General features: G+C 71.3%; 18 protein-coding genes and 1 pseudogene. 6 read left to right on the top strand and 13 right to left on the bottom strand.

Translation table 11 applies throughout. The features are described from left to right. Positions 1-109: 109 nt before the first annotated feature. Entirely contained in the window at positions 110-313 is a 204-nt protein-coding gene (locus PBV52_RS34620; protein ID WP_274243661.1) for a hypothetical protein, read from the bottom strand. Between the two features lie 384 nt (positions 314-697). Next, positions 698-979: an acylphosphatase gene (locus PBV52_RS34615; RefSeq protein WP_274243660.1), complete on the bottom strand. Its 282-nt coding sequence runs from the start codon at positions 977-979 to the stop codon at positions 698-700. Positions 980-1,131: 152 nt separating this feature from the next. Between PBV52_RS34615 and PBV52_RS34610 the strand changes: the two genes are divergently transcribed. Next, positions 1,132-2,304, top strand: coding sequence for a CAP domain-containing protein (locus tag PBV52_RS34610; RefSeq protein WP_274243659.1), 1,173 nt, complete (start codon positions 1,132-1,134; stop codon positions 2,302-2,304). Between the two features lie 7 nt (positions 2,305-2,311). Here PBV52_RS34610 and PBV52_RS34605 read toward each other — a convergent pair whose 3' ends face one another. Both PBV52_RS34605 and PBV52_RS34600 read right to left on the bottom strand, forming a co-directional pair. Further along, positions 2,312-2,662: a hypothetical protein gene (locus PBV52_RS34605; RefSeq protein ID WP_306801498.1), complete on the bottom strand. Its 351-nt coding sequence runs from the start codon at positions 2,660-2,662 to the stop codon at positions 2,312-2,314. 86 nt (positions 2,663-2,748) lie between these two features. Further along, positions 2,749-3,139: pseudogene (locus PBV52_RS34600) on the bottom strand (NADPH-dependent FMN reductase); the annotation flags it as partial. A gap of 69 nt (positions 3,140-3,208) precedes the next feature. Here PBV52_RS34600 and PBV52_RS34595 point away from each other — a divergent pair. Then, positions 3,209-3,610, top strand: a complete 402-nt coding sequence (locus PBV52_RS34595) for a helix-turn-helix domain-containing protein (protein WP_274243657.1) — start codon at positions 3,209-3,211, stop codon at positions 3,608-3,610. Here the strand turns inward: PBV52_RS34595 and mutM are convergent. The 8 genes from mutM to PBV52_RS34555 form a co-directional block, all read right to left on the bottom strand. Beyond that, positions 3,583-4,443: a bifunctional DNA-formamidopyrimidine glycosylase/DNA-(apurinic or apyrimidinic site) lyase gene (gene mutM, locus PBV52_RS34590; RefSeq protein ID WP_274243656.1), complete on the bottom strand. Its 861-nt coding sequence runs from the start codon at positions 4,441-4,443 to the stop codon at positions 3,583-3,585. The two genes, PBV52_RS34595 and mutM, sit on opposite strands and share 28 nt — an antisense overlap. Before the next feature lie 94 nt (positions 4,444-4,537). Beyond that, positions 4,538-5,338 carry a ribonuclease III gene (gene rnc, locus PBV52_RS34585; RefSeq protein WP_274249776.1) on the bottom strand — a complete coding sequence of 267 codons (801 nt, stop codon included), beginning with the start codon at positions 5,336-5,338 and terminating at the stop codon, positions 4,538-4,540. Positions 5,339-5,357: 19 nt separating this feature from the next. After that, on the bottom strand, positions 5,358-5,531 hold the full coding sequence (rpmF, locus tag PBV52_RS34580; RefSeq protein WP_003951102.1) for a 50S ribosomal protein L32: 174 nt from the start codon (positions 5,529-5,531) through the stop codon (positions 5,358-5,360). A gap of 2 nt (positions 5,532-5,533) precedes the next feature. Then, positions 5,534-6,178 (bottom strand): DUF177 domain-containing protein, encoded by a 645-nt coding sequence (locus PBV52_RS34575; RefSeq protein ID WP_062709120.1) that lies wholly within the window; start codon positions 6,176-6,178, stop codon positions 5,534-5,536. Positions 6,179-6,315: 137 nt separating this feature from the next. Beyond that, positions 6,316-7,395 (bottom strand): ATP synthase F0 subunit B, encoded by a 1,080-nt coding sequence (locus PBV52_RS34570; protein ID WP_274243655.1) that lies wholly within the window; start codon positions 7,393-7,395, stop codon positions 6,316-6,318. 58 nt (positions 7,396-7,453) lie between these two features. Next, the gene (gene coaD / locus PBV52_RS34565) at positions 7,454-7,933 is read right to left on the bottom strand and encodes a pantetheine-phosphate adenylyltransferase (protein WP_274249774.1); all 480 of its coding nucleotides are present in this window, start codon (positions 7,931-7,933) and stop codon (positions 7,454-7,456) included. Positions 7,934-7,959: 26 nt separating this feature from the next. Further along, the gene (gene rsmD, locus PBV52_RS34560; protein ID WP_274243654.1) at positions 7,960-8,547 is read right to left on the bottom strand and encodes a 16S rRNA (guanine(966)-N(2))-methyltransferase RsmD; all 588 of its coding nucleotides are present in this window, start codon (positions 8,545-8,547) and stop codon (positions 7,960-7,962) included. An 80-nt stretch (positions 8,548-8,627) separates the two neighbouring features. Beyond that, complete coding sequence (locus PBV52_RS34555; RefSeq protein WP_274243653.1) at positions 8,628-11,849, bottom strand: helicase-related protein; 3,222 nt, start codon at positions 11,847-11,849, stop codon at positions 8,628-8,630. Between the two features lie 190 nt (positions 11,850-12,039). Here PBV52_RS34555 and PBV52_RS34550 point away from each other — a divergent pair, with 190 nt between their 5' ends. Together PBV52_RS34550 and PBV52_RS34545 are read left to right on the top strand one after the other, a co-directional pair. Further along, the gene (locus PBV52_RS34550) at positions 12,040-13,878 is read left to right on the top strand and encodes an HSP90 family protein (RefSeq protein WP_274243652.1); all 1,839 of its coding nucleotides are present in this window, start codon (positions 12,040-12,042) and stop codon (positions 13,876-13,878) included. Next, positions 13,875-16,853 (top strand): tetratricopeptide repeat protein, encoded by a 2,979-nt coding sequence (locus PBV52_RS34545; protein ID WP_274243651.1) that lies wholly within the window; start codon positions 13,875-13,877, stop codon positions 16,851-16,853. Before PBV52_RS34550 ends, PBV52_RS34545 begins: the two co-directional genes overlap by 4 nt. 57 nt (positions 16,854-16,910) lie before the next feature. Here the strand turns inward: PBV52_RS34545 and PBV52_RS34540 are convergent, their stop codons facing one another. After that, positions 16,911-18,779: a DAK2 domain-containing protein gene (locus PBV52_RS34540; RefSeq protein ID WP_274243650.1), complete on the bottom strand. Its 1,869-nt coding sequence runs from the start codon at positions 18,777-18,779 to the stop codon at positions 16,911-16,913. 255 nt (positions 18,780-19,034) lie between these two features. Between PBV52_RS34540 and rpmB the strand changes: the two genes are divergently transcribed. Together rpmB and PBV52_RS34530 are read left to right on the top strand one after the other, a co-directional pair. Next, positions 19,035-19,220 carry a 50S ribosomal protein L28 gene (gene rpmB / locus PBV52_RS34535; RefSeq protein WP_003993230.1) on the top strand — a complete coding sequence of 62 codons (186 nt, stop codon included), beginning with the start codon at positions 19,035-19,037 and terminating at the stop codon, positions 19,218-19,220. Positions 19,221-19,352: 132 nt separating this feature from the next. Continuing rightward, positions 19,353-22,370: a BTAD domain-containing putative transcriptional regulator gene (locus PBV52_RS34530; protein ID WP_274243649.1), complete on the top strand. Its 3,018-nt coding sequence runs from the start codon at positions 19,353-19,355 to the stop codon at positions 22,368-22,370. The last annotated feature ends 28 nt before the right edge of the window (positions 22,371-22,398 follow it).

Genomic DNA, 22,398 nt, shown 5'->3' with positions numbered 1-22,398 from the left:
CGTCCCTTGCAACTTCTGACGGCTGGCATGCCAGTCGTCTGACAACTACTTAGCGGTTGGATACGGGCCGCCCAACCACTGCTTGTGCTGTTGTGGAGCGATGCAGTGATCAGGTGAGCGCAGGCTCCGCCTGGTGTGCGTCGATGCTCTCCATGAGACTGTCGTGAGAAGCGGCAGCCTGCAGGGCGTCATTCTCGGCCTGGATCCGTCCGAGCTCGGATTCCAGGTCCTGGACGCGCTGCTGGAGCCGTCGCATCTCGGCGAGGAGTCGAGGGTCGGAGCCGCCGACGTAACCGAGAAGCGCCTTTGCCATGATGGATGGTCCTCCACACTGAGTGACCGACCGATGCGGTGTGGGTCGTGAGGGATTCGCACCCGCGGTTGCTTGGCAGGCCTGGGGTTGTGCTGCCGTTTCAGCCACGCCAAACAGCGAAGGTGCGCGGGGCTTTCAGCGTCTCACCAAAAAGTTTGACGGTCAACACGATCACGCCCCGTATTGGTGGGCAAACCCGGGGGCACACGGCCGAATGGCGGCTGCGCGGCGACTCCTGCGGGCCCCTCGGGGCGTGGCGATCATCCTTACGTGCGGAGCCTGCCACTGCAAGCGGTTCTTGGCAACCACCTGCTCCTTTCTGCTTGGGGCAGTTGCCGGTGGCACGTCCTTCCGCTTGCATCAGGGACGTTTTACAGATCCGGCTCAGCGGATGGCGAAGCCGTCGTAACCCCCGCGAGGTGTGTCCCAGATCTCGGTGACACCGTCCACACGCCCGGGCGTGTCGTCGCCCTGAAGCCAGCCCAGGAGTCCTTCGCAGCCATTCCGGGCCCCCTCCGCGACGACTTGGACCCGTCCGTCGTCCAAATTGAGAGCAAAACCACTCAGGCCGCCGATCTCGAGCGCCTTGGCCCGCGTGAACCAGCGAAAACCCACGCCTTGGACGCGTCCACGCACCCAGGCGACCAGCCGTACATCCTCGCTCATGAGTGCAACCTAACGGGCCAATGTCTCTCCGGGCACTTCCCCCTCTGGCGCCATGCGGTACCGTCCCCACCCAATGAATCCCATATGAAACTCACACGATCGAGTGAGTTCTGTGAGGACGTTGAGACCGCACGGACGAGGAAGGCCAGAACATGGGACGCCACCGACGCTCCGCCGCCGGCCGCGCCGCCACGGGCCGCGCCACGGGGGTCACACATACGGACGGCTCCTATACGGAGGGGCACGACCCCCGGGACTCGCACACGAGCGACCACCCCACACAGATGGGCATCGCCCCCTATCTGAACCCGAAGGCGTACGCCGAGGCCTACGCGAAGAGCGACGCCTACCTGTTCGCCTCGGACGACGACTACGACCGGATCACCGGCACCACGACCTTCCCCAGCGACGCCGCCTCCCTCAGCGGCTCCGACGCGGGTGCGACCACCGCGGCCTTCCGCAGTGAGGGCTTCACGCCCTCCGGCGGCTCCGGGCGGCCAAGGGGCAGCTCGCACCGCCGCCGCAAGAAGAAGGCCGGAGTTCCGGTGAAGACCGGGCTGCTCGGCGTCTCGGCGGCGGTCGCCCTGGGCACGGTCGCCGTCGCCACCGGCGTGGTGCCCGGCATCGACAACTACCAGCTCGGCGGCTCGGGCAGCGCGGACAAGGTGCAGGCCGCCGACACCCCGACCAACTCCCCGAGCGAACAGGGCGGCACGTCCGGCAGCGCCGAGAACCACGACGGCGGCGGCTCGACCAGCCGCGACGTCCAGCGGCCCGCCTCGCCGTCCCCGTCGACCTCGTCGGCCGCACCGACGAAGACGCCGTCGAAGAAGCCATCGGCCACGCCCAGCCAGAAGCCGAAGGAGACCCCTTCGCGTACGGCCACGAAGGCGCCCGAGAAGAAGCCGGAGAAGGAGAAGACCAGCGCGCCCGTGACGGTGTCCGCGGAGGTCGCCGCCGCGGCCGAGGTGCTGCGGCTCGTCAACGACGAGCGCGCGCAGGTGGGCTGCAGCGCGGTCGCCGCCAACAGCTCACTCGCCGATCTGGCTCAGGACTTCAGCGAGGACATGGCCGAGCAGGGCTTCTTCGACCACACCGATCCCGGCGGCGCCTCTCCGTGGGACCGGGCCGCGAAGGCGGGCATAACCGACCTCGGCGGCGAGAACATAGCCCGCGGCCAGGCCGACGCGGCCGCGGTGATGGACGCCTGGATGAACAGCCCGGGCCACAAGGCCAACATCCTGAACTGCGACTTCAAGACGCTGGGGGTCGGTGTGCACTTCGGCTCCGGCGGGCCCTGGTGGACGCAGGACTTCGGTTACTGACCGGCTGTCAGTCCTCGGCGAGGCCCAGCGGGCGCAGAGCCGACCGGTAGTCGCCGGTCGCGACGAGGTGGTCGATGACGTGGACCATTGCGGGGATGCCCGGGTCTCGGACGATCAGGTTGTCCCAGCCGTAGAAGTAGCGCCCGCCGAGGTTCTCGCCGGTGTCCTTCCAGCGGTCCATCAGGCGGCGCGCCTCGTCGAGGGTGCAGACGCTCCCGGACCACCGCTGTCCGTCGGCGAACGTGACCCACATGTCGACGTCGCAGACCGCGTCGAGGTCCTCCCCCGCGCTCAGGACGAAGCAGATCTCGTACCCGTCCCTGCGCACCCGGTAGAACGGGCCGTCCCGCACACCCACCCCCAAGGCGCCGTTCCCCAGTGGCCGGCTCGATTGGGCAGGCTACTGCGGGTACGGCCCGTCGTGCGCGTTCATTACGGCGCGACTCAGGCGGCCGCGGCGCGCCCTCGCGCGAACACATGCGCCGTCTCGGCCACCCGACGCCCGAGGTGCTCGGCCGTCGCGACGTCGGCCTTGCGAACGGCCTCCGGACCCTGGTCGGCGTTGGTCTGGGCGGCGGCACCGGTGAAGACGCCGAGGCGGTTGAGGTCGTTCTCGGAGCCGGCGCTGTTGTTCCAGCCGGGGAGCAGGCCGAGGTTGATCCAGTGCATGCCGAGCTGGGCGGCGAGGATCTGGAAGAACTGCGTGGAAGGCGCCGGACGCGGTGCCCATGCAGGTCGGCGAACCGAACACGATGGCGTCCGAGGCATCGAGGGTCGCCCACTGCTCCTCGGTGATCTCGTCCACCTTGATCAGGTGCACCTCGGCGCCGGCCTCGACAGGAAGGCGCTAACTTTTGGTTAGTGCAACCTGCGAGTTAGCGCTGCATTCGAGTACGCTTGAGGCATGGACACCATGCAGGAGCCCACGGAGGCGCAGAACCTCCCGTACGACGTGTTCGCCAAGGCCTGTCCCTCGCGCGGCACGCTGGAGCACGTCACGGGCCGCTGGGGCGGACTCACCCTCGGCGCCCTGTACGAGGGCTCGCTGCGCTTCAACGAACTGCGCCGCCGCGTCGACGGCGTCAGCGAGAAGATGCTGTCCCAGACGCTGCACGCCCTGGAGCGCGACGGCCTGGTGCACCGCGAGGCCCAGCCGACCAATCCGCCGCGGGTCGACTACGAGCTGACAGCGCTGGGGCGCGGGATCGCCGAGCGGCTGCTGACCCTCATCCACTTCGTGGAGGGGCAGATGGACGACGTGCTCGAAGCACGCCGGCATTACGACGAGACGCGCGGCGCCCTCTGACACTTCGGGCAGAAGTAGCTGGACCGGTTCATCCAGGGCCGTCGGCGCATCGGCGTACCGCACCGCTTGCACGGCAGCCCTTCACGGCCGTACGCATCCAGCGACCGGTCGAAGTAGCCCGACTCGCCGTTGACATTGACGTACAGGCTGTCGAAGCTCGTGCCGCCCACCGCGAGGGCGGCGTTCATGACGTCCCTTACGTGACCCAGGAGTTCGAGGGAGCGCGGGCGGGTGAAGGTCGCGGTCGGGCGGTCGTAGTGCAGGCGGGCGCGCCAAAGGGCCTCGTCCGCGTAGATGTTGCCGACGCCGCTGATCAACGACTGGTCGAGCAGGGCCCGTTTGATCGTCGTGCGCTTGCGGCGCAGGGCCTGGTGGAAGGCCTCGTCGTCGAAGAGCGGGTCGAGGGGGTCGCGGGCGATGTGCGCGATGACGTCGGGCAGGCCGTCAGGGGTGTTGTCGTGCAACGACAGGCCGCCGAAGGTGCGTTGGTCGACGAACCGGAGTTCGGTGGCGAGGGCGTCCGCGAACCGCACACGGATCCTGAGGTGCTTCTCGTCGGGCGCGCCCTGCGGCTGCACCAGCAGCTGGCCGCTCATCCCGAGGTGGGCCAGGATCGACTGCTCCGTGTCCTCCAGCGGCAGCCACAGGTACTTGCCGCGACGGCTCGGCATGCCGATGCGGTGCCCCTTGAGACGGTGCGCGAAGTCGTCCGCACCGGCGATGTGCCGCCGTACGGCACGCGGGTGCAGGACCTCGGCATCGGCGACGGTGCGATGGGCGACCCACCGCTCCAGACCGCGCCGGACCACTTCGACCTCGGGCAACTCGGGCATGGCTCCCCCGTACTCCCCCGTGTTCCTACGACTGAGGATATGAGCCGAGCGCCCGGCCCTGGGCGGGCACGGGCGCTCGGATCGCGCTGTTCGGTCAGGCGGACGCCGACGACGCGTCGGCGTCGGCGTCGGGCTCGGCGGCCTCTGCTGCCGCCTTCGCCTGCTTGGCGCGCTCGTCCGCTGCGGCCTTGATGGACCGCCACGCGGATTCCGCGGCTTGCTGCTCCGCCTCCTTCTTGCTGCGGCCGGTGCCGGTGCCGTACGAGACGCCTCCGACGCGGGCGGCAGCAGTGAAGATCTTCTCGTGGTCGGGGCCGGTCTCCGTGACCAGGTACTCGGGGACTCCGAGGCCTTCGGTCGCGGTGAGCTCCTGGAGGGACGTCTTCCAGTCCAGGCCGGCTCCGAGGTTCGAGGACTTCTCGATCAGGGGGTCGAACAGGCGGTGCACGAGCTCCGCCGCCGAGTCCAGGCCCTGGTCGAGATAGACCGCGCCGATCACCGCTTCCAGGGTGTCGGCAAGGATGGACGCCTTGTCCCGGCCGCCCGTGCCCTCTTCACCGCGGCCGAGCCGGATGAAGGAGCCCAGGTCGAGCCCACGGCCGACCTCCGCCAGCGCACGCGAGTTGACCACCGCGGCCCGCAACTTGGCCAGCTGGCCTTCGGGCAGGTCGGGGTGGGTGCGGTACAGCGTGTCCGTGACCACGAGGCCGAGGACGGAGTCCCCGAGGAACTCCAGGCGCTCGTTGGTGGGCAGACCGCCGTTCTCGTATGCGTAGGAGCGGTGGGTCAGCGCACGCACCAGAAGGGCGGACTCGAGCTTGTACCCGAGCCGCCCTTCCAACAGCGTGTGGGACGAGGCTGTGTTGTCCGCTGCGTTCTTCTTCGGCGTGGACACAGTGCCTCTCACCAGCCGCTCAGACCTCGAGGACCTGGCGCTTGTTGTAGGTGCCGCAAGACGGGCACGCGATGTGCTGCTGCTTGGGCTCGTGGCAGCGCTCGCACGCAACCAGGGTGGGGACCGCAGCCTTCCACTGCGACCGGCGGTGGCGCGTGTTGCTGCGCGACATCTTCCGCTTCGGAACAGCCACGGCTACTTCTCCTGCTTCTCGTCGACGCCCGGTTCGGCGCCGCTCATCTCGTCCTTCTCGCCGTCTTCGAGTGAACCGGCGAGTCCCTGCAGTGCCGCCCAACGGATGTCGACGGCGTCATGGTGGTGGTCCGGGTCGTCCGCGAGGCGTGCGCCGCACTCGGCGCACAGTCCCGGGCAGTCTTCCTGGCACACCGGCTGCATCGGCAGTGCGAGCACCACCGCATCGCGCAGCACGGATTCGAGGTCGAACAGGCCGTCCTCGAGAAAGAGCCTGTCCTCGTCGTCCTCGGCGTCGTCGCCGGGTTCCGCACCGTGGTGGTGACGGCCCCGATCGTCGGCGTCAGGGTACGAGAACATCTCCTGGAAGTCCGCTTCGACGTCCAGCTGAAGCGGCTCCAGACACCTTACGCACTCCCCCTCGGCCTGTGCACGGCCGGTGCCTGTGACAAGCACACCTTCCATGACCGACTCGAGTCGGAGCTCAAGCTCCACCGGGGCGCCTTCCGGCACTCCGATGACCCCCTGGATACCGAAGTCCTTGGGAGCGTCGACCGTGCGGGTCAGGCGCTGCAGCGCACCGGGCCGCCGGCCCAGCTCGTGCGTGTCGAACACGAGAGGGTTGCGGTGGTCGAGGCGGGCTGTCACGCCATTCCTGCTTTCGATCTACGAGCTCAGAGGGTTGCTGCCCTGCGGTGATCCCGGGCAGCGTTGATCGCGGACGTACGCGCGACCGAAGAGCTAGGATACTGGACCTTTCGCTCACGGCCCAATCCGGTGGCCTCTTACTGGCCTCGCCCCTGTTCGTAGGCCCGCAACTGCTCCGCACTGATCATGCTGGTGTCGAAGAGGCTGGTCTCGTCGAGGGCATAGCCCTGGTTGCCCTGCGAGGGCTGCTGCGCGGCCTGCTGCTGAGCCTGGTTCGGGTCGTAGGCGGCCTGCTGCGGGGCGTAGCCCTGGTAGGCGTAGGGGTCGGCCTGCTGGTAGCCGTACGGGTCCTGCTGGCCGCCGTAGCCCTGCTGGTAGCCGCCGTACGGATCCGCGCTCTGCTGCTGGTAGCCGTACGCCGGCTGCACGGCCGCCTGCTGGTCGTACTGCTGCTGTTGCTGGGCGGGCTGCTCGGCGGGGGCCGACGAGGCGTCCTGCTCCGCGAGGGCGGCGAGGTCGGCCAGGTAGTCGGCGTCGCTGGAGTGCTGGACCGTACTCATGTCGTCGGCGAGGGCGCCGAGGTCGTCCGTGGCGATACGGCCGTGCAGCTTCTGGCGGCCGCGGCCGACGGCCTCCAGGGTCTTGGCCAGGACCGCCTCGAAGGCGCCGAGCTTGACGTCGACGTACTCGTCGGCGGTGCGGCGCAGGGTCTCGGGGTCATGGCTGCGCTCGGGGGCGTCCTCGTCCTCGTAGCCCTGCTCGTCGGTGCCGGGGCCGGTGCCGAGGAGCTTCTCGCGGCCGCGGCCGACGGAGCCGAGGGTCTTGGTGAGGACGACCTCGAAGTTGGCGAGCTTGGAGTCGACGTAGTCGTCGGCCTCCGCGCGGATGTCCTCGGCCTCCTTGCGGGCCTCGGCGAGGATGCGGTCGGCCTCGGCCTGGGAGCGGCGGGCGACCTCGGTGTCGGAGATCAGGGAGCCGCGCTCGGCGTGCGCGGAGTGGATGATCCGCTCGGCCTCCTGACGGGCCTGCTCGACCATCTGTTCGCGGTCGCCGATCAGCTCCCGGGCCTGGGCGAGGGAGCCGGGCAGGGCCTCGCGAACCTCTTCGAGCATCGAGAGCAGATCGGCTCGGTTGACCACGCACGAGGCCGACATGGGCATCGACCGGGCACCCGAGACGGCCGCGACGATCTCGTCGAGCTTCTTCTGTACGTCCACCGTGTGCTCGCCACTCTCTACAGCTGTGATGGAGACGGACGGGACGACTGTAGCCCCATCAGTCCCTGCGCAGGCGCTTGTTCAGGGCTTCGAGGACCACCGGGGGCACCAGGTGGGAGACGTCTCCGCCCCAGGTGGCGACTTCCTTGACGAGCGAGGAGGAGAGGAAGCTGTAGGTCGGGTTGGTCGGCACGAAGAGCGTCTCGACGCCGGACAGGCCGTTGTTCATCTGGGCCATCTGCAGTTCGTAGTCGAAGTCGCTGACCGCGCGCAGGCCCTTGACGATGGCGGGGATGTCGCGCTGCTTGCAGAAGTCGACCAGGAGGCCGTGGAAGGCCTCGACCCGCACGTTCCCGTACTCGGCCGTGACCTGGCGGATCAGGTCGAGCCGTTCGTCGACCTCGAACAGGCCCTTCTTGGCCTTGTTGATCATGACTGCGACGTAGACCTCGTCGTACAGCCTGGAGGCTCGGGAAATGATGTCGAGATGTCCGTTGGTGATCGGGTCGAACGACCCGGGACAGACGGCGCGGCGCACTTGTGATCCCTCGCTCTCCGGTCCGGTCATCGTGCGTCTTCGCACGTAGAGGCGGCGCGACCGTACCAAAACGTTCCCTCGCCGTAACGACGGGCCCGGAGCGCTTCAAAGCCGCCCGGCCACCGGAATTCTCCGCCTCTGGTGCTGCGCTCCACGGTGACGAGAGCCTCCGGCGCGAGCCAGCCCCTTGAGCGGAGTGTGAGGAGAATCTCGCGAAGATCGTCGTCCGTGACGGCGTACGGGGGGTCGAGGAAGACGATGTCGTACGGCTCGGTCGGCGCCGGGGTCTGGATGATCTGTTCGGCTTTGCCCGACCTCACCTCGGCGCCGGGGAGGCCGAGATTCTTCACGTTCTCGCGGACGACGCGGGCGGCTCTGGCGTCGGCCTCGACGAGGAGGGTGTGGCCGGCGCCGCGGGAGAGTGCCTCCAGGCCGACTGCGCCTGATCCGGCGTAGAGGTCGAGGACGCGTTCGCCTTCCAGGGGGCCGCCCAGGAGGGACTGCCAAGTGGAGAAGAGACCTTCGCGCGCGCGGTCGGAGGTGGGGCGGGTGCCGGTGCCTGGGGGGACGGCGAGGCGACGTCCGCCGGCTGCGCCGGCGATCACGCGGGTCATCTTCGGTCCTTGGTTGTGGGCGGCTTCAGGTATCAGTGTGGCTGGTCGCGCAGTTCCCCGCGCCCCTGGGTTGGCATTCCTCACCCCTTTTCCAGGTACTGCTCTCTCTCCTCGTCCACGAGGGCGTCCAGGGCCGTGCGCAGGCCAGGAAGGCCCGTCAGCTCCGGATCGGCCGCAACCACCGCCGCCGCCTCGTCCCTCGCCTCAGCGATGATCTCCTCGTCCTCAATGACAGCGAGGACCCTCAAAGAGGTACGCGCGCCCGACTGGGCCTGGCCCAGGACGTCGCCCTCGCGGCGCTGTTCCAGGTCGATGCGGGAGAGTTCGAAGCCGTCGAGGGTGGAGGCGACCGCGTTCAGGCGCTGGCGGGCCGCGCTGGCCTCCGGCATCTCGGTGACCAGGAGGCAGAGGCCGGGGGCGGAGCCTCGGCCCACGCGGCCGCGCAGCTGGTGGAGCTGGGAGACGCCGAAGCGGTCGGCATCCATGATCACCATCGCCGTGGCGTTGGGGACGTTCACGCCGACCTCGATGACCGTCGTGGCGACCAGGACGTCCGTGTCGCCGGCGGCGAAGCGGCGCATGACGGCGTCCTTGTCGTCGGGGTGCATCCTGCCGTGCAGAACCTCGACACGGAGGCCCTGCAGGGGGCCCTTGGCGAGGTGGTCGGCCACCTCCAGGACGGCGAGCGGCGGGCGCTTCTCCGCCTCGTCCTCGGGGGACTTCTTCTTGCCGCTCTTCTTCGGGTCGTCCTCCTCGTCGCCGATGCGCGGGCAGACGACGTACGCCTGATGGCCGTTCTCCACCTCCTCGCGCACCCGCTGCCAGGCGCGGGCCAGGAAGTGGGGCTTGTCGGCGGCCGGGACGACATGGCTGGCGATCGGCGAGCGGCCGGCCGGGAGCTGGTCGAGGACCGAGGTCTCCAGGTCGCCGAAGACGGTCATGGCGACGGTGCGCGGGATGGGTGTGGCAGTCATGACGAGCAGGTGGGGCGGCTGTTTGCCCTTGCCGCGCAGGGCGTCGCGCTGTTCGACGCCGAAGCGGTGCTGTTCGTCGACGACGACCAGGCCGAGGTCGTGGAACTGCACCTTGTCCTCGATCAGCGCGTGCGTGCCGATCACGATCCCGGCGTCCGCGGTGACCAGGTCGAGCAGGGCCTGGCGGCGGGCGGCCGCGCCCATGGAGCCGGTGAGCAGGACCACCTTGGTGGCCTGATCGGCCCCGCCCAGCATTCCGCCCTCGGCCAGCTCGCCCATCATCTCGACGATCGAGCGGTGGTGCTGCTGGGCCAGGACCTCGGTGGGCGCGAGCATGGCTGCCTGGCCGCCGGCGTCGACCACGGCGAGCATGGCGCGCAGGGCCACCATGGTGTTGTGGGTGACCGTGAAGTTGTCGGTGATGTATGCGCGGCTCGGGTGACCCACGCTGATGCACTGGGCCGGCTTTCGCCCCACGTATTCGACCGCGCGGATTCCCCGCCGGAAGCTGTCGTACTTGGGCCGGGGCCGGACACGTTCGGTCTTGCGGGTCAGTCGGAACGGCGCGTACTCGTCGGGCAAGGCAACCGACACGTGGAACGCGGCTCGATTCGGCAGGACGCGCGCACGGCCTCCCAGCGAGCGCACGAGCCAGGCGACATCGTCCGCAAGCCTGCGCGAGGCCGTGCGGAGCGACAGGCTCATACCGTCCTCATGGATCGTGCCGTCGGTGTCCAGGAGCCCTTGCAACAGAGCGAGACGGTTCTTGACCGACGTGTTCTTGAAAGCGTCGGGAACGAATGTGCCGTGCGACGTCTCGCCCCAGAGGTTCAGATCCCGCAGGGTCCGGATCACTGGGTTGCGGGTTCCGTCCGCACGCTGGGAAAGCTGGATCGTGTAGTCGCGGCGGGAACCCTTTACCGGCACCAGACGGCATTCCGGCGCCACGGCGGCCGCCACGGCATCGCGCATCTCGTCGTCGCTCGTGGACAGACGGAGGTGGTGACGGAATGAGCCGTTCCCGAGGAGGAGGCCGAACAGGTAGGGGTCCAGCGGCAGCCCCGAGTCGCCTCCGAGATCGACCGGTGCTGCGGCTGGGATGTACCACTTCGGGGACCCGTCTGCGTTGAACGTGTCGAGGCGGATCTCCCGCGTCGTCATGATCTTGGGAGCCTGGCCCCGGTGCCCCCCACACCTCGTGCCGACGATCCAGAGGTGCTCGTCGTCGCACTCCACGGAACTTCCGTCGCAGAGGACCAAGCGCCACACATCGCGTTCTCCCTGCGGGAAGACGCCGTCGATCAGCGCGATCTCCCCATTCGGCACGACGACTTCGTCCCCCACGCTCATGTCCCCCATCCGACGGAAACCGGAGGGTGTGAGCACGAGCGAGTCGAGGGGCTGCGCCTTGCCCGATCCGACCTCTCCCTGGAGCAGCCGGTGCATCGGGTGTTCGGTGGCGAGGTCGTCGAAGATCTCCTTCGAGACCTTCTGCTGGCCCTCGGTGAGGGTGAAGGGGAGGCGGTCGTCGAAGGCCGTGAGGAGGCCGTCCGGCTTGGGTTTGCGGGCCACCGCCGGGAGTTGGGCGTCGGCGTGACGGCGACGGGCGAGGGCCACCTGGAGGACGAAGGCCTCGTCCCACTTGAGGCGGGAGCGGGCGTCCTCGATGTCCGCCTTGGTGTGCGGGCGATGGATCTTCAGGAGGGCTTCCGGGAGGGAGACCAGGCCGCGGCCCTCGCGGAGGGAGTCGGGGAGGGGGTCGATGGCCTCCTGGGCACGGGGAAGAACCGTCTGGATCGCTTTGCCGATCTTCCAGGACTCCAGCTTGGCGGTGGCCGGGTACAGCGGGATGAGGGCGCCGGCCCAGGTCTCGACCGTCTCCTCCGAGTCTCCGCGCAGCAACTCGTACGCCGGATGGGCCAGTTGCAGGCGGCGGTTGAAGACGGAGACCTTGCCCGCGAACATGGCGCGGGTGCCCGGCAGGAGCTCCTTGTGGGGCTTGTGAACGCCGTTGCCGAAGAAGACCAGTTGGAGGCGGCCGCTGCCGTCCGTGATCGTGACTTCGAGGCGCTGGCCCTTGCCCCGGGGGGCCTTGGTGGAGGCGAAGGAGTGCAGGCGGGCGTCGGCGACCATGGCGACCACCGTCACGTGCTCGTCCATGGGGAGGTCGGCCAGGTGGGTGAGCTGGCCGCGCTCCTCGTATCTGCGCGGGTAGTGGTGCAGGAGGTCGCCGACGGTGTGCAGGCCGAGATGCTCGGCCATCACCTTCGCGGTGGGAGGGCCGAGCACTTTCTTCAACGGTTCTTCCAGTGCAGGCACGAGATCCATTCCACACCACGGCACTGACAATGCCGTAGAGGTCACGGCGGCCGTGCCGGTAAACGTCCCGGAAACCCCTGGTCAGACGGTTCATTTCGGCTCTAGGATGGCGCGCTCCGGCCATCCTTTCGCGGTTACCGCCTCACCGGGACCGCCCGACCCCGCGCCGTCGCCAAGTCCCCCCAACGGCGCCGTGACGATGGACTCCCAGACCTCACAGTCATCCCAGGCACCTCAGCCACCCCAATCACCTCATACGTTCCAGGTCGACCTGCGCGGTCTGGTGGACCTGCTCTCCCATCACCTCTACTCCAGTCCCAAGGTCTACCTGCGCGAACTGCTGCAGAACGCGGTCGACGCCATCACCGCCAGACGCGCCGAGGAGCCGGGCGCGCCCGCCGTGGTCCGGCTGTACGCCGAGTCGGGTGCCCTGCGGGTCGAGGACTCCGGGGTCGGGCTCACCGAGGCGGACGTGCACAATCTGCTCGCGACCATCGGGCGCAGCTCCAAGCGTGCCGAGGGGCTGCAGGAGGCCCGGTCCGACTTCCTGGGGCAGTTCGGCATCGGTCTGCTGGCCTGTTTCGTGGTCGCCGAGCGGATCCGGGTGGTCAGCCGCAGCGCCCGTACGCCGGACGCGGCGCCCGTGGAGTGGACGGCGACGGACGACGGTTCTTACACGGTACGGACGCTGCCGCACGACGCCCGCGCCGAACCGGGCACCACCGTGCACCTGGTGGCGCGGGCCGGGGCCGCCGAGTGGCTGGCCGAGGACCGGGTCCTGGCGCTGGCGCGGGACTTCGGCTCGCTGCTGCCGTACGACGTCCGGGTCGGCGGCGAGGCGGTCACCGACCTGCCCGCGCCCTGGGACCGGCCGTACGCCTCCCCCGCCAACCGGCGGGTGGCCCTGGCCCGGCACTGTCACGACCTGTTCGGCTTCACTCCGCTGGACTCGATAGGGCTGGACGTGCCGCTCGCGGGGATTCGCGGCGTGGCCTACGTCCTGCCCTCGGCGGTCAGCCCGGCCCAGCGGGCGGGCCATCGCGTCCACCTCAAGGGCATGCTGCTGACCGAGCGGGCCGAACAGCTGCTGCCCGACTGGGCGTTCTTCGTGCGCTGTGTCCTGGACACCGACAGCCTGCGGCCGACGGCCTCGCGCGAGTCGCTGTACGAGGACGAGACGCTGGCGGCCGTACGGGAGGCGCTCGGCGAAAGGATTCGGTCCTGGCTGACGGGGCTTGCGGCCGGTGATCCGGAACGGCTGGCGGCCTTCCTGTCCGTGCACCACCTGGGCGTGAAGTCCCTCGCGCGGCACGACAAGGAGATGCTGCGCACGATGCTGCCGTGGCTCCCCTTCGAGACGACCGACGGGCAGCTGTCCCTGGAGGAGTTCGCCCAGCGGCACCCGGTGGTGCACTTCACGCGGACCGTCGAGGAGTACCGGCAGGTCGCGCCGATCGCGTCCGCACAGGGCGTCGGGGTGATCAACGGCGGTTACACGTACGACAGCGAGCTGGTCGAGGCGCTGCCGTCGGTGCGGCCGGGGACGGTCGTCGCCGAGCTGGACGCGGACACCGTGACCGCCCATCTGGACTCGGTCGACCCGGCCGAGGAGCTGGCCCTGGCGGGCTTCCTGGCGGCCGCGCGGGCCAAGCTCGACCCCCTGGGCTGTGACGTCGTCCTGCGCGCCTTCCATCCGCTGTCCGTGCCCGCGCTGCACCTCGACGACCGGGCGGCCCGGCACGAGCAGGCGCGCGCGGAGGCGGAGGAGCAGGCCGACGACCTGTGGGCGGGCATCCTGGGCTCGCTGCGCGGCAGCACGCCACGCGCGCGTCTCGTGCTCAACCACCTCAACCCGCTGATCCGGCGGATCAGTTCGCTGGGCGATCCGGAGCTGATCGGCACGGCCACCGAGTCCCTCTACGGGCAGGCCCTGCTGATGGCGCAGCGCCCGCTCAGGCCCGCGGACTCGGCGCTGCTGAACCGGGCCTTCATCGGCCTGCTGGAGTGGGCCACGAACGGCGAGGAGCGTCGCCCATGAGCGACATCACGGACTTCGACTCACTGCGCCGGGCGATGGCGGAGAACGGCGACGAACCGGAGGGTCCGGCCCGCAACGCGCGCGCGGAGCAGCTGCTCGCCGAGGCCGAGAAGCTGAACATCCCGCTCGCCGTGATCGAGGCGCTCGGACACCAGCTGAAGGTCTACAACTACAGCTCCGAGAAGGACAAGATGTTCGTCCCCTTCGCGCGACTGCTGCGTCTGTGGGACGAGCGGCCGGAGGACTTCGACGAGTACGAGACGCATACGCTGCACTGGGTCTTCAAGTGGATGTCGTCCGGCATGCTCGACCAGCCGCACATCCCGCTCGCCTCGATCGAGAAGTGGCTCGGCGAGATGGAGCACCGCTACCGGCTCGCCGGGCACTCCGAACGGGCCGTGCGCAGCGCCGAGTTCAGCGTCGCCGCCCATGTCGGGGACGTGGCGCGGGCCGAGCGGGCGTACGGCGCCTGGCTGGCCGCCGACCGGGACAGCATGGCCGACTGCCACGCGTGCGAGCTGCACGGGCAGGGGTGGTGGCAGGCGGAACGGGGCCGGGACGCGGAGGGGCTGCAGCTGTGGGGGCCGGTCCTGGAGGGCGAGTTCACGTGCGCCCATGAGCCGCACACCGTCCTCGCGTCCTCCCTGACGCCGCTGCTGCGCCTGGGCCGCGTCGACGAGGCCCGGGCCAACCATCTGCGGGGCTTCAGGCTCGTACGGGCCATGGAGAGCATGCGCGGGGCCTACGCGGACCACGTGGAGTTCTGTGCGCTGACCGGCAACGAGGCGCGCGGCCTGGAGCTGCTCGCCGAGCGGCCCGCCTACTTCACGGACGACGGGCATCCGCGCAGCAAGCTGGAGTTCATGTCGGTGGTGGCCCTGCTCATGGACCGCCTGACCGGGCTCGGGCTGGGGGAACAGCAGGTGCCCGGTCCGGCGGGCCGTACCTGGACCGCTCGCGAACTCGCCGTCCACGCGCGCGCAGACGCCCTCGCCCTGGCCGCGCGCTTCGATCAGCGCAACGGCACGGGACACATCAGCGAGCGGGCACGCGCGCGTATGGAGCAGCGGCCCCTGGTGGAGCGGCTGCCGTTGGGTGTGCGTACGCCCGCTCGGCCGACGGCGGTGGCGTTGCCCGCGCCGGCTGCGGCGAGCGTGCCGGAGGTCGCGGACGCGCAGCCCGACCTGGCCGCGCTGCTGGCCGCGGCACGGCGCCTGTCGGACACCCTGCAGCCGAACGCCATCGAGGCCTGGGCGGCCGTCTCGCGAGCCGCCGAGGGCGTCGAGCTGGCCGCCCGCGACCGCGCGGAGATCGCCGACCACCAGGCGATGGACCTGGGCCCCGAGGGCATCGCCCTGTTCGAGGAGGCCGCCGGCCTGTACGCGGAGGCGGGCGACCCCGGGGAGGCGCTGGCGGCACGCGCGCGTGGAGCGTACGTACGCGCTCTCGCGGGCGAGGTGCCGCAGGCCCTCACAGCCATTGCCGGCCTGTACGACCGGATCCTCGCGCTGTACGCCGAGGACGGCACCGAGGTCCGTCAGACGGCGGCCGTGCTGATGAGCCGGGCACGGATTCTGATGCGCCGGGTGCATGAGGCGGAGGACGCGGTGCAGGGCGCGGTCCTGGCCGACGCCGAGATGGCCGCGCGGGAGGTGCTCGCGCTCGTCGACGGGCGGGCCGGGGACGACGTACGACTCACCTCGCGGGCCGCGGAGGCGCAGGCGATGCTCGCGGAGCTGGCGGCGCTCACCGGGGACGTGGCGGGGGCCGCGGAGCTGTTCGCGCGGGCCTCGGAGGCGTTCGTCGGGGCGGGGCTGCCGTGGTTCGCGGTGGAGTACGAGGCCCGGCTGGCCGGACTCGCGCACCATCTCGGCGACACGGCGGAGGCCGAGCGGGCGCTGCGGGCGGCCCTGGAGCACGGCGGGCCGCACCTCGAGGCGACCGGGCGGGCCCAGCTGAACCTCCAGCTGGCCGAGGTGCTCGGCGGCCGTGGGCTGTCCGAGGAGGCCGCCGAACACGCCCTTGAGGCGGCGCACTGGGCCGACGAGGCGGGCGAGAGCCGCACGCTGGGTGCCTGGGCGCGGCAGCAGCTCGGCGGGTTCCTGCTGCGGCAGGGGCGGTGGGCCGAGGCGGCCGAGGTACTGGAGTCGGCGCTGCCCGACCTGAGCGCCGAGACGCACGGCGACGGGGCTGTCGTCCAGACGCAGTGGTGGCTCGGCGACTGCCTGAGCGAGCTCGGGGAACACCGCGCGGCGGCCGAACGCCGGTTGCAGGCCGCCGAGATCGCCCGGCACTGGCCCGAGCAGCACGACCACGCCACGCTGGCCCACCTCGCCGCCGAGTCCCTCGGCCACGCGGGCCTGCATGCCGAGGCGGACCAGGCATACGCGCGCGCGGGCACGCTGTGGCGCTCCCTCGGCAACGTGCACGGCCTCGTCCGCTCCCTGCGCGCCCGCGCGTGGCTGGCGCTGCGTGTGGAGGACGCGCAGGGCACGGCGGGCGAAGTGGTGGCGGGCAGCGACGACACCGCGACCGCGTCCGAGCTGATGGCGAGCGCGGTCAGCGAGTGCATGGCGGCGCTGGACGCCGCGGACGACGATGAGGCGCGGCAGCGGCTCACCGCCGACCTCGGCCACACCCACCGGCAGTTCAGCGACCTGCTCGCCCGTTCCGCCACGGAGGACGCCGAGGACGAGTCGATCCGGGCCGCACTGGAGGAGGCCCTGTCCCAGGTGACGCAGGCCGCCGCGGTGTTCGCCTCGCTCGGCGACGACGCCCTGCACAGCCGCACCGGCGCCGAACTCGCCGCGGGCTGGCTGGAGGCCGACCTGAGCCGCCCGGCCCGGGCCGCCGCACGCGCGCGTGCGGTGCTGACGGCGTACGACGGCTCCGACGAGGGCGACGAGGCGGCGCAGGAGCGACGGGCCGAGGCCCAGCAGATGCTTGAGGTGGTGGAGGAGCAGGACACGGAGTAGCGACGGCGGGGAGGGGTCCCGCTCCCGGCTCCCGGCTCCCGGCGGCTCCCGGGGGCTCTATTCCACGCCGATGAGCAGCAGCGCCCCTTGCCGCCCGCCCCGGTACACCACCGTGTCGACGGCGAGATAGGACTCACGCACGCGTGCTTCGAGGTGCTCGGCGATCGCCTCCGGCGCCTCGTCGCCTAGGACGATCGTGACGAGCTCGCCGCCGGCCGCGATCATGCGGTCGAGGACGGTCGCCGCGGTGGCCATGACGTCCGAGCCGATCACGGCCACGTCGCCGTCGATGAGGCCGAGGACGTCACCGGCCTGGCAGATGCCGGCCATGGTCCAGGACTGGCGCTCCGCGACGGCGACCTCGCCGTACCGGGTCGCGCCGGCCGCCGAGGTCATCGAGACGACGTCCTCGTCGAAGCGGCGTTCCGGCTCGTGCACGGCGAGCGCCGCGATGCCCTGGACCGCGGAGCGGGTCGGGATCAGCGCCACGCGGATGCCCTCCGCGCGGGCCTGCTCGGCCGCGGCGGCCGCGGTGTGGCGCAGCTCGGGGTCATTGGGCAGCAGCACGACCTCGCGCGCGTGGGCCCGCCGTACGGCGTCGACGAGCTCCCCGCTGGCAGGCGGCTCCCCGGGGCGCGCGAGCACGGCGGTCGCGCCGGCCTCGGTGTACAGCCCGGCCAGGCCCTCGCCCGGCACGACGGCCACCACGGCGCGCTGAACCCGCTCCCGCGGCGGCCGCTCGCCGCCGGTGGTGTGGACGTCGCCGAGCCCGAAGTGGGTGATCCGGATCCGGTACGGCCGCCCGGCCTCGACGCCCGCCTCCACGGCGGCACCCGCGTCGTCGACATGCACATGGACGTTCCACAGCCCGTCGCCGCCGACCACGACGAGGGAGTCCCCGAGGGCGTCGAGCCGGGCCCGCAGTCGCGCGACGGCCGCGTCGTCGGCCTCCAGGAGGTAGATCACCTCGAAGGCGGGACCGCCTCCGCCGTGTCCGGCCGGACCGTCGGCGCAGTCGTCGAGGTCGCCCGGGACGGCGGAGCCCCCGCGCGCGTGCGCCGCGGTTGCCGCTTGCCCCGGCACGTGGGACGCGAGGTGTTCGTCGCTCCCGGGAAAGGCACCCCACTCCAGGTCCGGCCCGGGAAAGGCACCCGGCTCCAGGTCCATGGGCGGCATTCCGGTGCCGCGCCCCCCGCGCGCGTACGTCCCGGAACCGGAACCACCCGAACCGGAAGCCGTGGCCAAGGACCCGACCGCCCGCGGCGCCTCCCCGGTGAACGTCTCCACCAGCGCCGCGAGCACCGCCACCAGCCCCCTCCCACCCGCGTCGACGACCCCGGCGCGCTCCAGGACGGCCAGCTGGCCGGGCGTCGCGGCGAGGGCGGCCCGCGCCCCCTCGTAGGCCGCCCTCGCGACCGTCCCGCAGTCGCCCTCCGCTCCGCCCGCCGCGTCGGCGGCGGCCGAGGCGACCGAGAGCACCGTGCCCTCGACCGGATGGGCCACGGCCTCGCGCGCGGAGTCGGCGGCGCGGCGCAGGGCGAGCCGCAGGCCCGGTCCGTCGGTATGAGCCGTCTCACCGTCGGCGGCGAGCACCTGTGCCATGCCACGCAGCAGCTGCGCGAGGATCGTCCCGGAGTTCCCCCGGGCCCCGATCAGGGCCCCGTGCGCCATCGCGCGCACGGCGTCGGCCAGCGAGGGGCTCCCGGTCCGTGCGGAGTCCACCGCGTGCCCGGCGAACACCGCCTCGACCGCGGCCACGGCCGACTCCACCGTCAGATACAGGTTCGTCCCGGTGTCACCGTCGGCCACGGGATAGACGTTGATCGCGTCGATCTCCTCACGCGCGCGACCCAGCGACTCCAACGCGAGGCCGCACCAGGTGCGCACCGCGAGAGCATCGAAGAATGTCTGCGGCACGTGCGCCACCTGCGCCTCCTTGAGCTGCTGGACGTGGCACGCAGCGTAGACCCAGGGCCGGTGTGCGGCGGAAGAGGGCCGGGAGCGGGGCCCTGAGCAGCCATGGTAGTTTCGTTGCACTGGCGCAGTCGTTGTATGCTGCTCCGGTTGCCCGATCCGATCGGGCCGTTCCCCTGGCAACGCCACTCAGATCTCAGATCCTAGATCTCGATCCCGGCCTGCCGGGATTAACCGTAAGTGCATCTGAAGTCTTTGGAGTGACCCGTGGCTGCCAACTGCGACGTCTGCGGCAAGGGGCCGGGCTTCGGCAACAACATCTCGCACTCGCACCGCCGTACGTCCCGTCGCTGGAACCCGAACATCCAGCGCGTCCGTACCGTGGTCGGCGGGACGCCGAAGCGCGTGAACGCTTGCACCTCGTGCATCAAGGCCGGCAAGGTCTCGCGCTGACGCACAGCTAAGCGCGCGGCCACTGCTGGTTCGCTGCACTGAGCCGGTCCACCTGAGGGTGGGCCGGCTTTTTGCTGTCCCTGAAGTTTTTTGCTGTCCCTGACAACGCGCTGAACTGCCAGAATCCCGGGCATGCGCTTCGGCATCCTGGGTTCCCTGGTGGTACGCACCGACGACGGCACGCCCGTCGACCCCGGAGGCCCCCGCCCCCGCGCGCTGCTCACCCTCCTGCTCCTCGACGCGGGCCGAACGGTCTCCACGGAGCGGCTGCTCGACGGCCTCTACGGCAGCCGGCCGCCCGCCGGCGCGGCCAACGCCCTCCAGTCGCAGATCTCCCGCCTGCGCAGGCGCCTGACCCCGCACACGGAGATCGTGGCCACCGCGACCGGCTACCGCATCGCCACAGCTCCCGACACGGTGGACGTTCACCGGTTCGAGCAGCTGGCCGCCGAGGGACGTGCCGCCCTCGCCGCCGGGGACCACCGGCAAGCCGCGGCCGGACTTCTGGACGCGCTCGCCCTGTGGCGCGGCCCCGCCCTGCCCGACCTCCCGGACGCGCATGCCGAGCGCACCCGGCTCGAAGAGCTCAGGCTGGCCGCCGTACAGGACCGCGTCGAGGCGGATCTAGCGCTCGGCGGCGGCTCCGACCTCGTACCGGAGCTACGGGCGCTCGTCTCCGCGCACCCCCTGAGCGAGCGCCTGTACGGCCAGCTGATGCGCGCCCTGCACGCAGGCGGCCGGCCCGCCGAGGCGCTGGCGGTGTACGAGGAGGCCCGGGGCGCTCTCGCGGAGGAGCTGGGCGCGGATCCCTCGGCCGAGTTGTCCGCGCTGCACCTGGAGCTGCTCCGCGGGCGGCGGGACGACCGCCGACGTGTCCCCGTCCAGCTCACCCGCTTCGTCGGCCGCGAGACAGAGCTCGTACGGATCTCTGAGCTGCTGAGCGGGGGAGCCGGCTCCCGTCTCGTCACGCTCACCGGCCCCGGCGGCGCGGGCAAGACCCGGCTGGCGATCGAGGCGGCGAGCGGGCACAGCGACGTCTGTTACGCCGAGCTGGCACCCCTCACCGACGGGGCGCAGATCCCGTACGCCGTACTGACCGCCCTCGGTGTGCGCGACGGCTTGCGCACGCCCGCGACGGACGGCACCGAGCGACTGCTGGCCGCGCTGGAGGACCGCGAGCTCGTTCTCGTCCTGGACAACTGCGAGCACCTGGTGACGGACGCGGCCGGGCTGTCCGCGCTGCTCCTCGGCGCGTGTCCCGGGGTGCGCGTGCTCGCCACGAGCCGTGAGTCGCTCGGCATCACCGGTGAGGTGCTGATCCCCGTGCCGCCGCTGCCGCCGGAGCCCGCGAGCCGGCTCTTCCTCGATCGCGCGCAAGCCGTGCGTCCCGGATTCGAGGGCCACGCGCGTGTGGCCGACATCTGCGCGGCCCTCGACGGGCTGCCCCTCGCCATCGAGCTGGCGGCGGCCCGCCTGCGCACCCTCACCCCGGACGAGTTGGCGGACCGCCTGGGCGACCGGTTCCGTCTTCTCTCCCGCGGCGACCGCTCCAAGGCTCCCCGGCATCGGACCCTGCGCGCCGTCGTGGAGTGGAGCTGGGACCTCCTGGACGCGGAGGAGCGGGAGCTCGCGACCCGGCTGACGGTCTTCGCGGGCGGGGCCACTCTGGAGGCGGTCGAGTCGGTGTGCGCGACCCCCTATCCGGAGGATCTGCTGGCCTCGCTGGTGGAGAAGTCGCTCCTGGAGGTGTCCGAGGGCCGCTACCGGATGCTGGAGACCATCCGCGCGTACGCCGCCGAGCGGCTGGAGGACGAGCACCGGCTGCGGGACGCCCACGCGGCGTACTTCCGGGCACTGGCCGAGCGCGCGGAGCCGTGTCTGCGCGGTGGCGGCCAACTCCCCTGGCTGGCCCGTCTGGACGCCGAGCGGGACAACCTGGACGCTGCTCTGCGCCATCTCGTCGCCACCGCCCCCGAGGACGCCCTGCGGCTGATGGCCGCCCTGTCCTGGTTCTGGCGGCTGCGCGCCCCGCACGGCGAGCAGGTGCCCCTGGCCCGCGCCCTGCTGGCGGCGGTCGGCGAGGCACCGCCGCCGGGGCTGGCGGAGGAGCACGCGCTGTGTCTGATGAACACGGTCACCGGCCGCGGCGACGACCCGGGCGAACCCGACCGCATCGCGCGCGTGGCCGCGCTCATGCGCGCCCTGGACGAGCCGCTGCGGCTGCCTTTCACCATGGTCCTGTGGTCGCTGGCCGCCGGCCCCCTGTACGCGGTGGACGACGACCTGCTCGCCGTCCAGGTCGGCGGCGAACCGTGGGGCCGCGCGCTGCTGGATCTGGGGCTCGCCTACCAGGCGCAGTTCACGGGCGACCCCGTGGCCTCCGAGGCGGCCTTCGCGCGCTCCCTGGCCGGATTCCGTGCGACCGGTGACCGCTGGGGCATGGCCAACTGCCTGGATCCGCTGGGTGGTTTCGCGGGCCGGCGCGGCGACTACGACCGCGCCCTGGAGCTGTTCGACGAAGGCCTCGAGTACGTCCAGGAACTGGACGCACCCGAGGAGACCTCCGACCTGCTGCGCTCCCGCGCCACCGTGCTGCTGTACCTCGGCGACACCGAGGATGCGGTGGCGCTCTTCACGCGCGCCGCCGACCTGGCCCGCGCGGCGGGTGCCCCGGACAAGGTGGCGGCCGCCCGGCGCGGCCTCGGCGACGCGGCCCGGCTCTGCGAGACCGGGGACACCGCCCACGCGCGCGTGCACTACGAAAGCGCTCTCCAGGCCTGCGCGGCGAACTGGTTCAGCGTCGGCGAGACCGTCCTGATCCTCATCGGGCTGGGCCGCACGGCGGCCGCCGAGGGCGATCTCGACCAAGCCCGCGACTGGTTCGCCCAGGCCCGCACGCACGCCCTGGACGTCCCCGACACCCTCGCCCTGGCGGCCGTCGCCGAGGCCCTGGCCTCCGTCGCCCCGCACCCCGAGCGGGCGGCCCAACTCCTGGGCGCCGCGGAGGGGCTGCGGGGCGCGTCGGCCGAGGGCGACCCCGATGCCGTACGGACGCGGAAGGAGGTACGCGAGAAGCTGTCCCGCGAGGCCTACGAGAAGGCCTTCGAGCAGGGCCGCGCGCTACGGTCAGCGGCGGTCAGCGAACAGTAGGAGGACGGTCAGCGGCCGCGCGGAAGCT

The sequence above is a fragment of the Streptomyces sp. T12 genome (genome assembly GCF_028736035.1).
In the GTDB taxonomy this organism is placed as follows: domain Bacteria; phylum Actinomycetota; class Actinomycetes; order Streptomycetales; family Streptomycetaceae; genus Streptomyces.
Note: the sequence above shows the minus strand (reverse complement) of the source record. Positions and strands in the feature narration are given on the sequence as shown.

What these genes read in the sequence shown, in the direction of transcription:
- rsmD (WP_274243654.1), bottom strand. Translation starts at nt 8,547, where the DNA reads ATGACCCGCGTGATCGCCGGCGCAGCCGGCGGACGTCGCCTCGCCGTC.
- PBV52_RS34530 (WP_274243649.1), top strand. Translation starts at nt 19,353, where the DNA reads ATGCGCTTCGGCATCCTGGGTTCCCTGGTGGTACGCACCGACGACGGC.
- PBV52_RS34545 (WP_274243651.1), top strand. Translation starts at nt 13,875, where the DNA reads ATGAGCGACATCACGGACTTCGACTCACTGCGCCGGGCGATGGCGGAG.
- mutM (WP_274243656.1), bottom strand. Translation starts at nt 4,443, where the DNA reads ATGCCCGAGTTGCCCGAGGTCGAAGTGGTCCGGCGCGGTCTGGAGCGG.
- PBV52_RS34615 (WP_274243660.1), bottom strand. Translation starts at nt 979, where the DNA reads ATGAGCGAGGATGTACGGCTGGTCGCCTGGGTGCGTGGACGCGTCCAA.
- PBV52_RS34595 (WP_274243657.1), top strand. Translation starts at nt 3,209, where the DNA reads ATGGACACCATGCAGGAGCCCACGGAGGCGCAGAACCTCCCGTACGAC.
- PBV52_RS34555 (WP_274243653.1), bottom strand. Translation starts at nt 11,849, where the DNA reads ATGGATCTCGTGCCTGCACTGGAAGAACCGTTGAAGAAAGTGCTCGGC.
- PBV52_RS34620 (WP_274243661.1), bottom strand. Translation starts at nt 313, where the DNA reads ATGGCAAAGGCGCTTCTCGGTTACGTCGGCGGCTCCGACCCTCGACTC.
- PBV52_RS34550 (WP_274243652.1), top strand. Translation starts at nt 12,040, where the DNA reads ATGGACTCCCAGACCTCACAGTCATCCCAGGCACCTCAGCCACCCCAA.
- PBV52_RS34610 (WP_274243659.1), top strand. Translation starts at nt 1,132, where the DNA reads ATGGGACGCCACCGACGCTCCGCCGCCGGCCGCGCCGCCACGGGCCGC.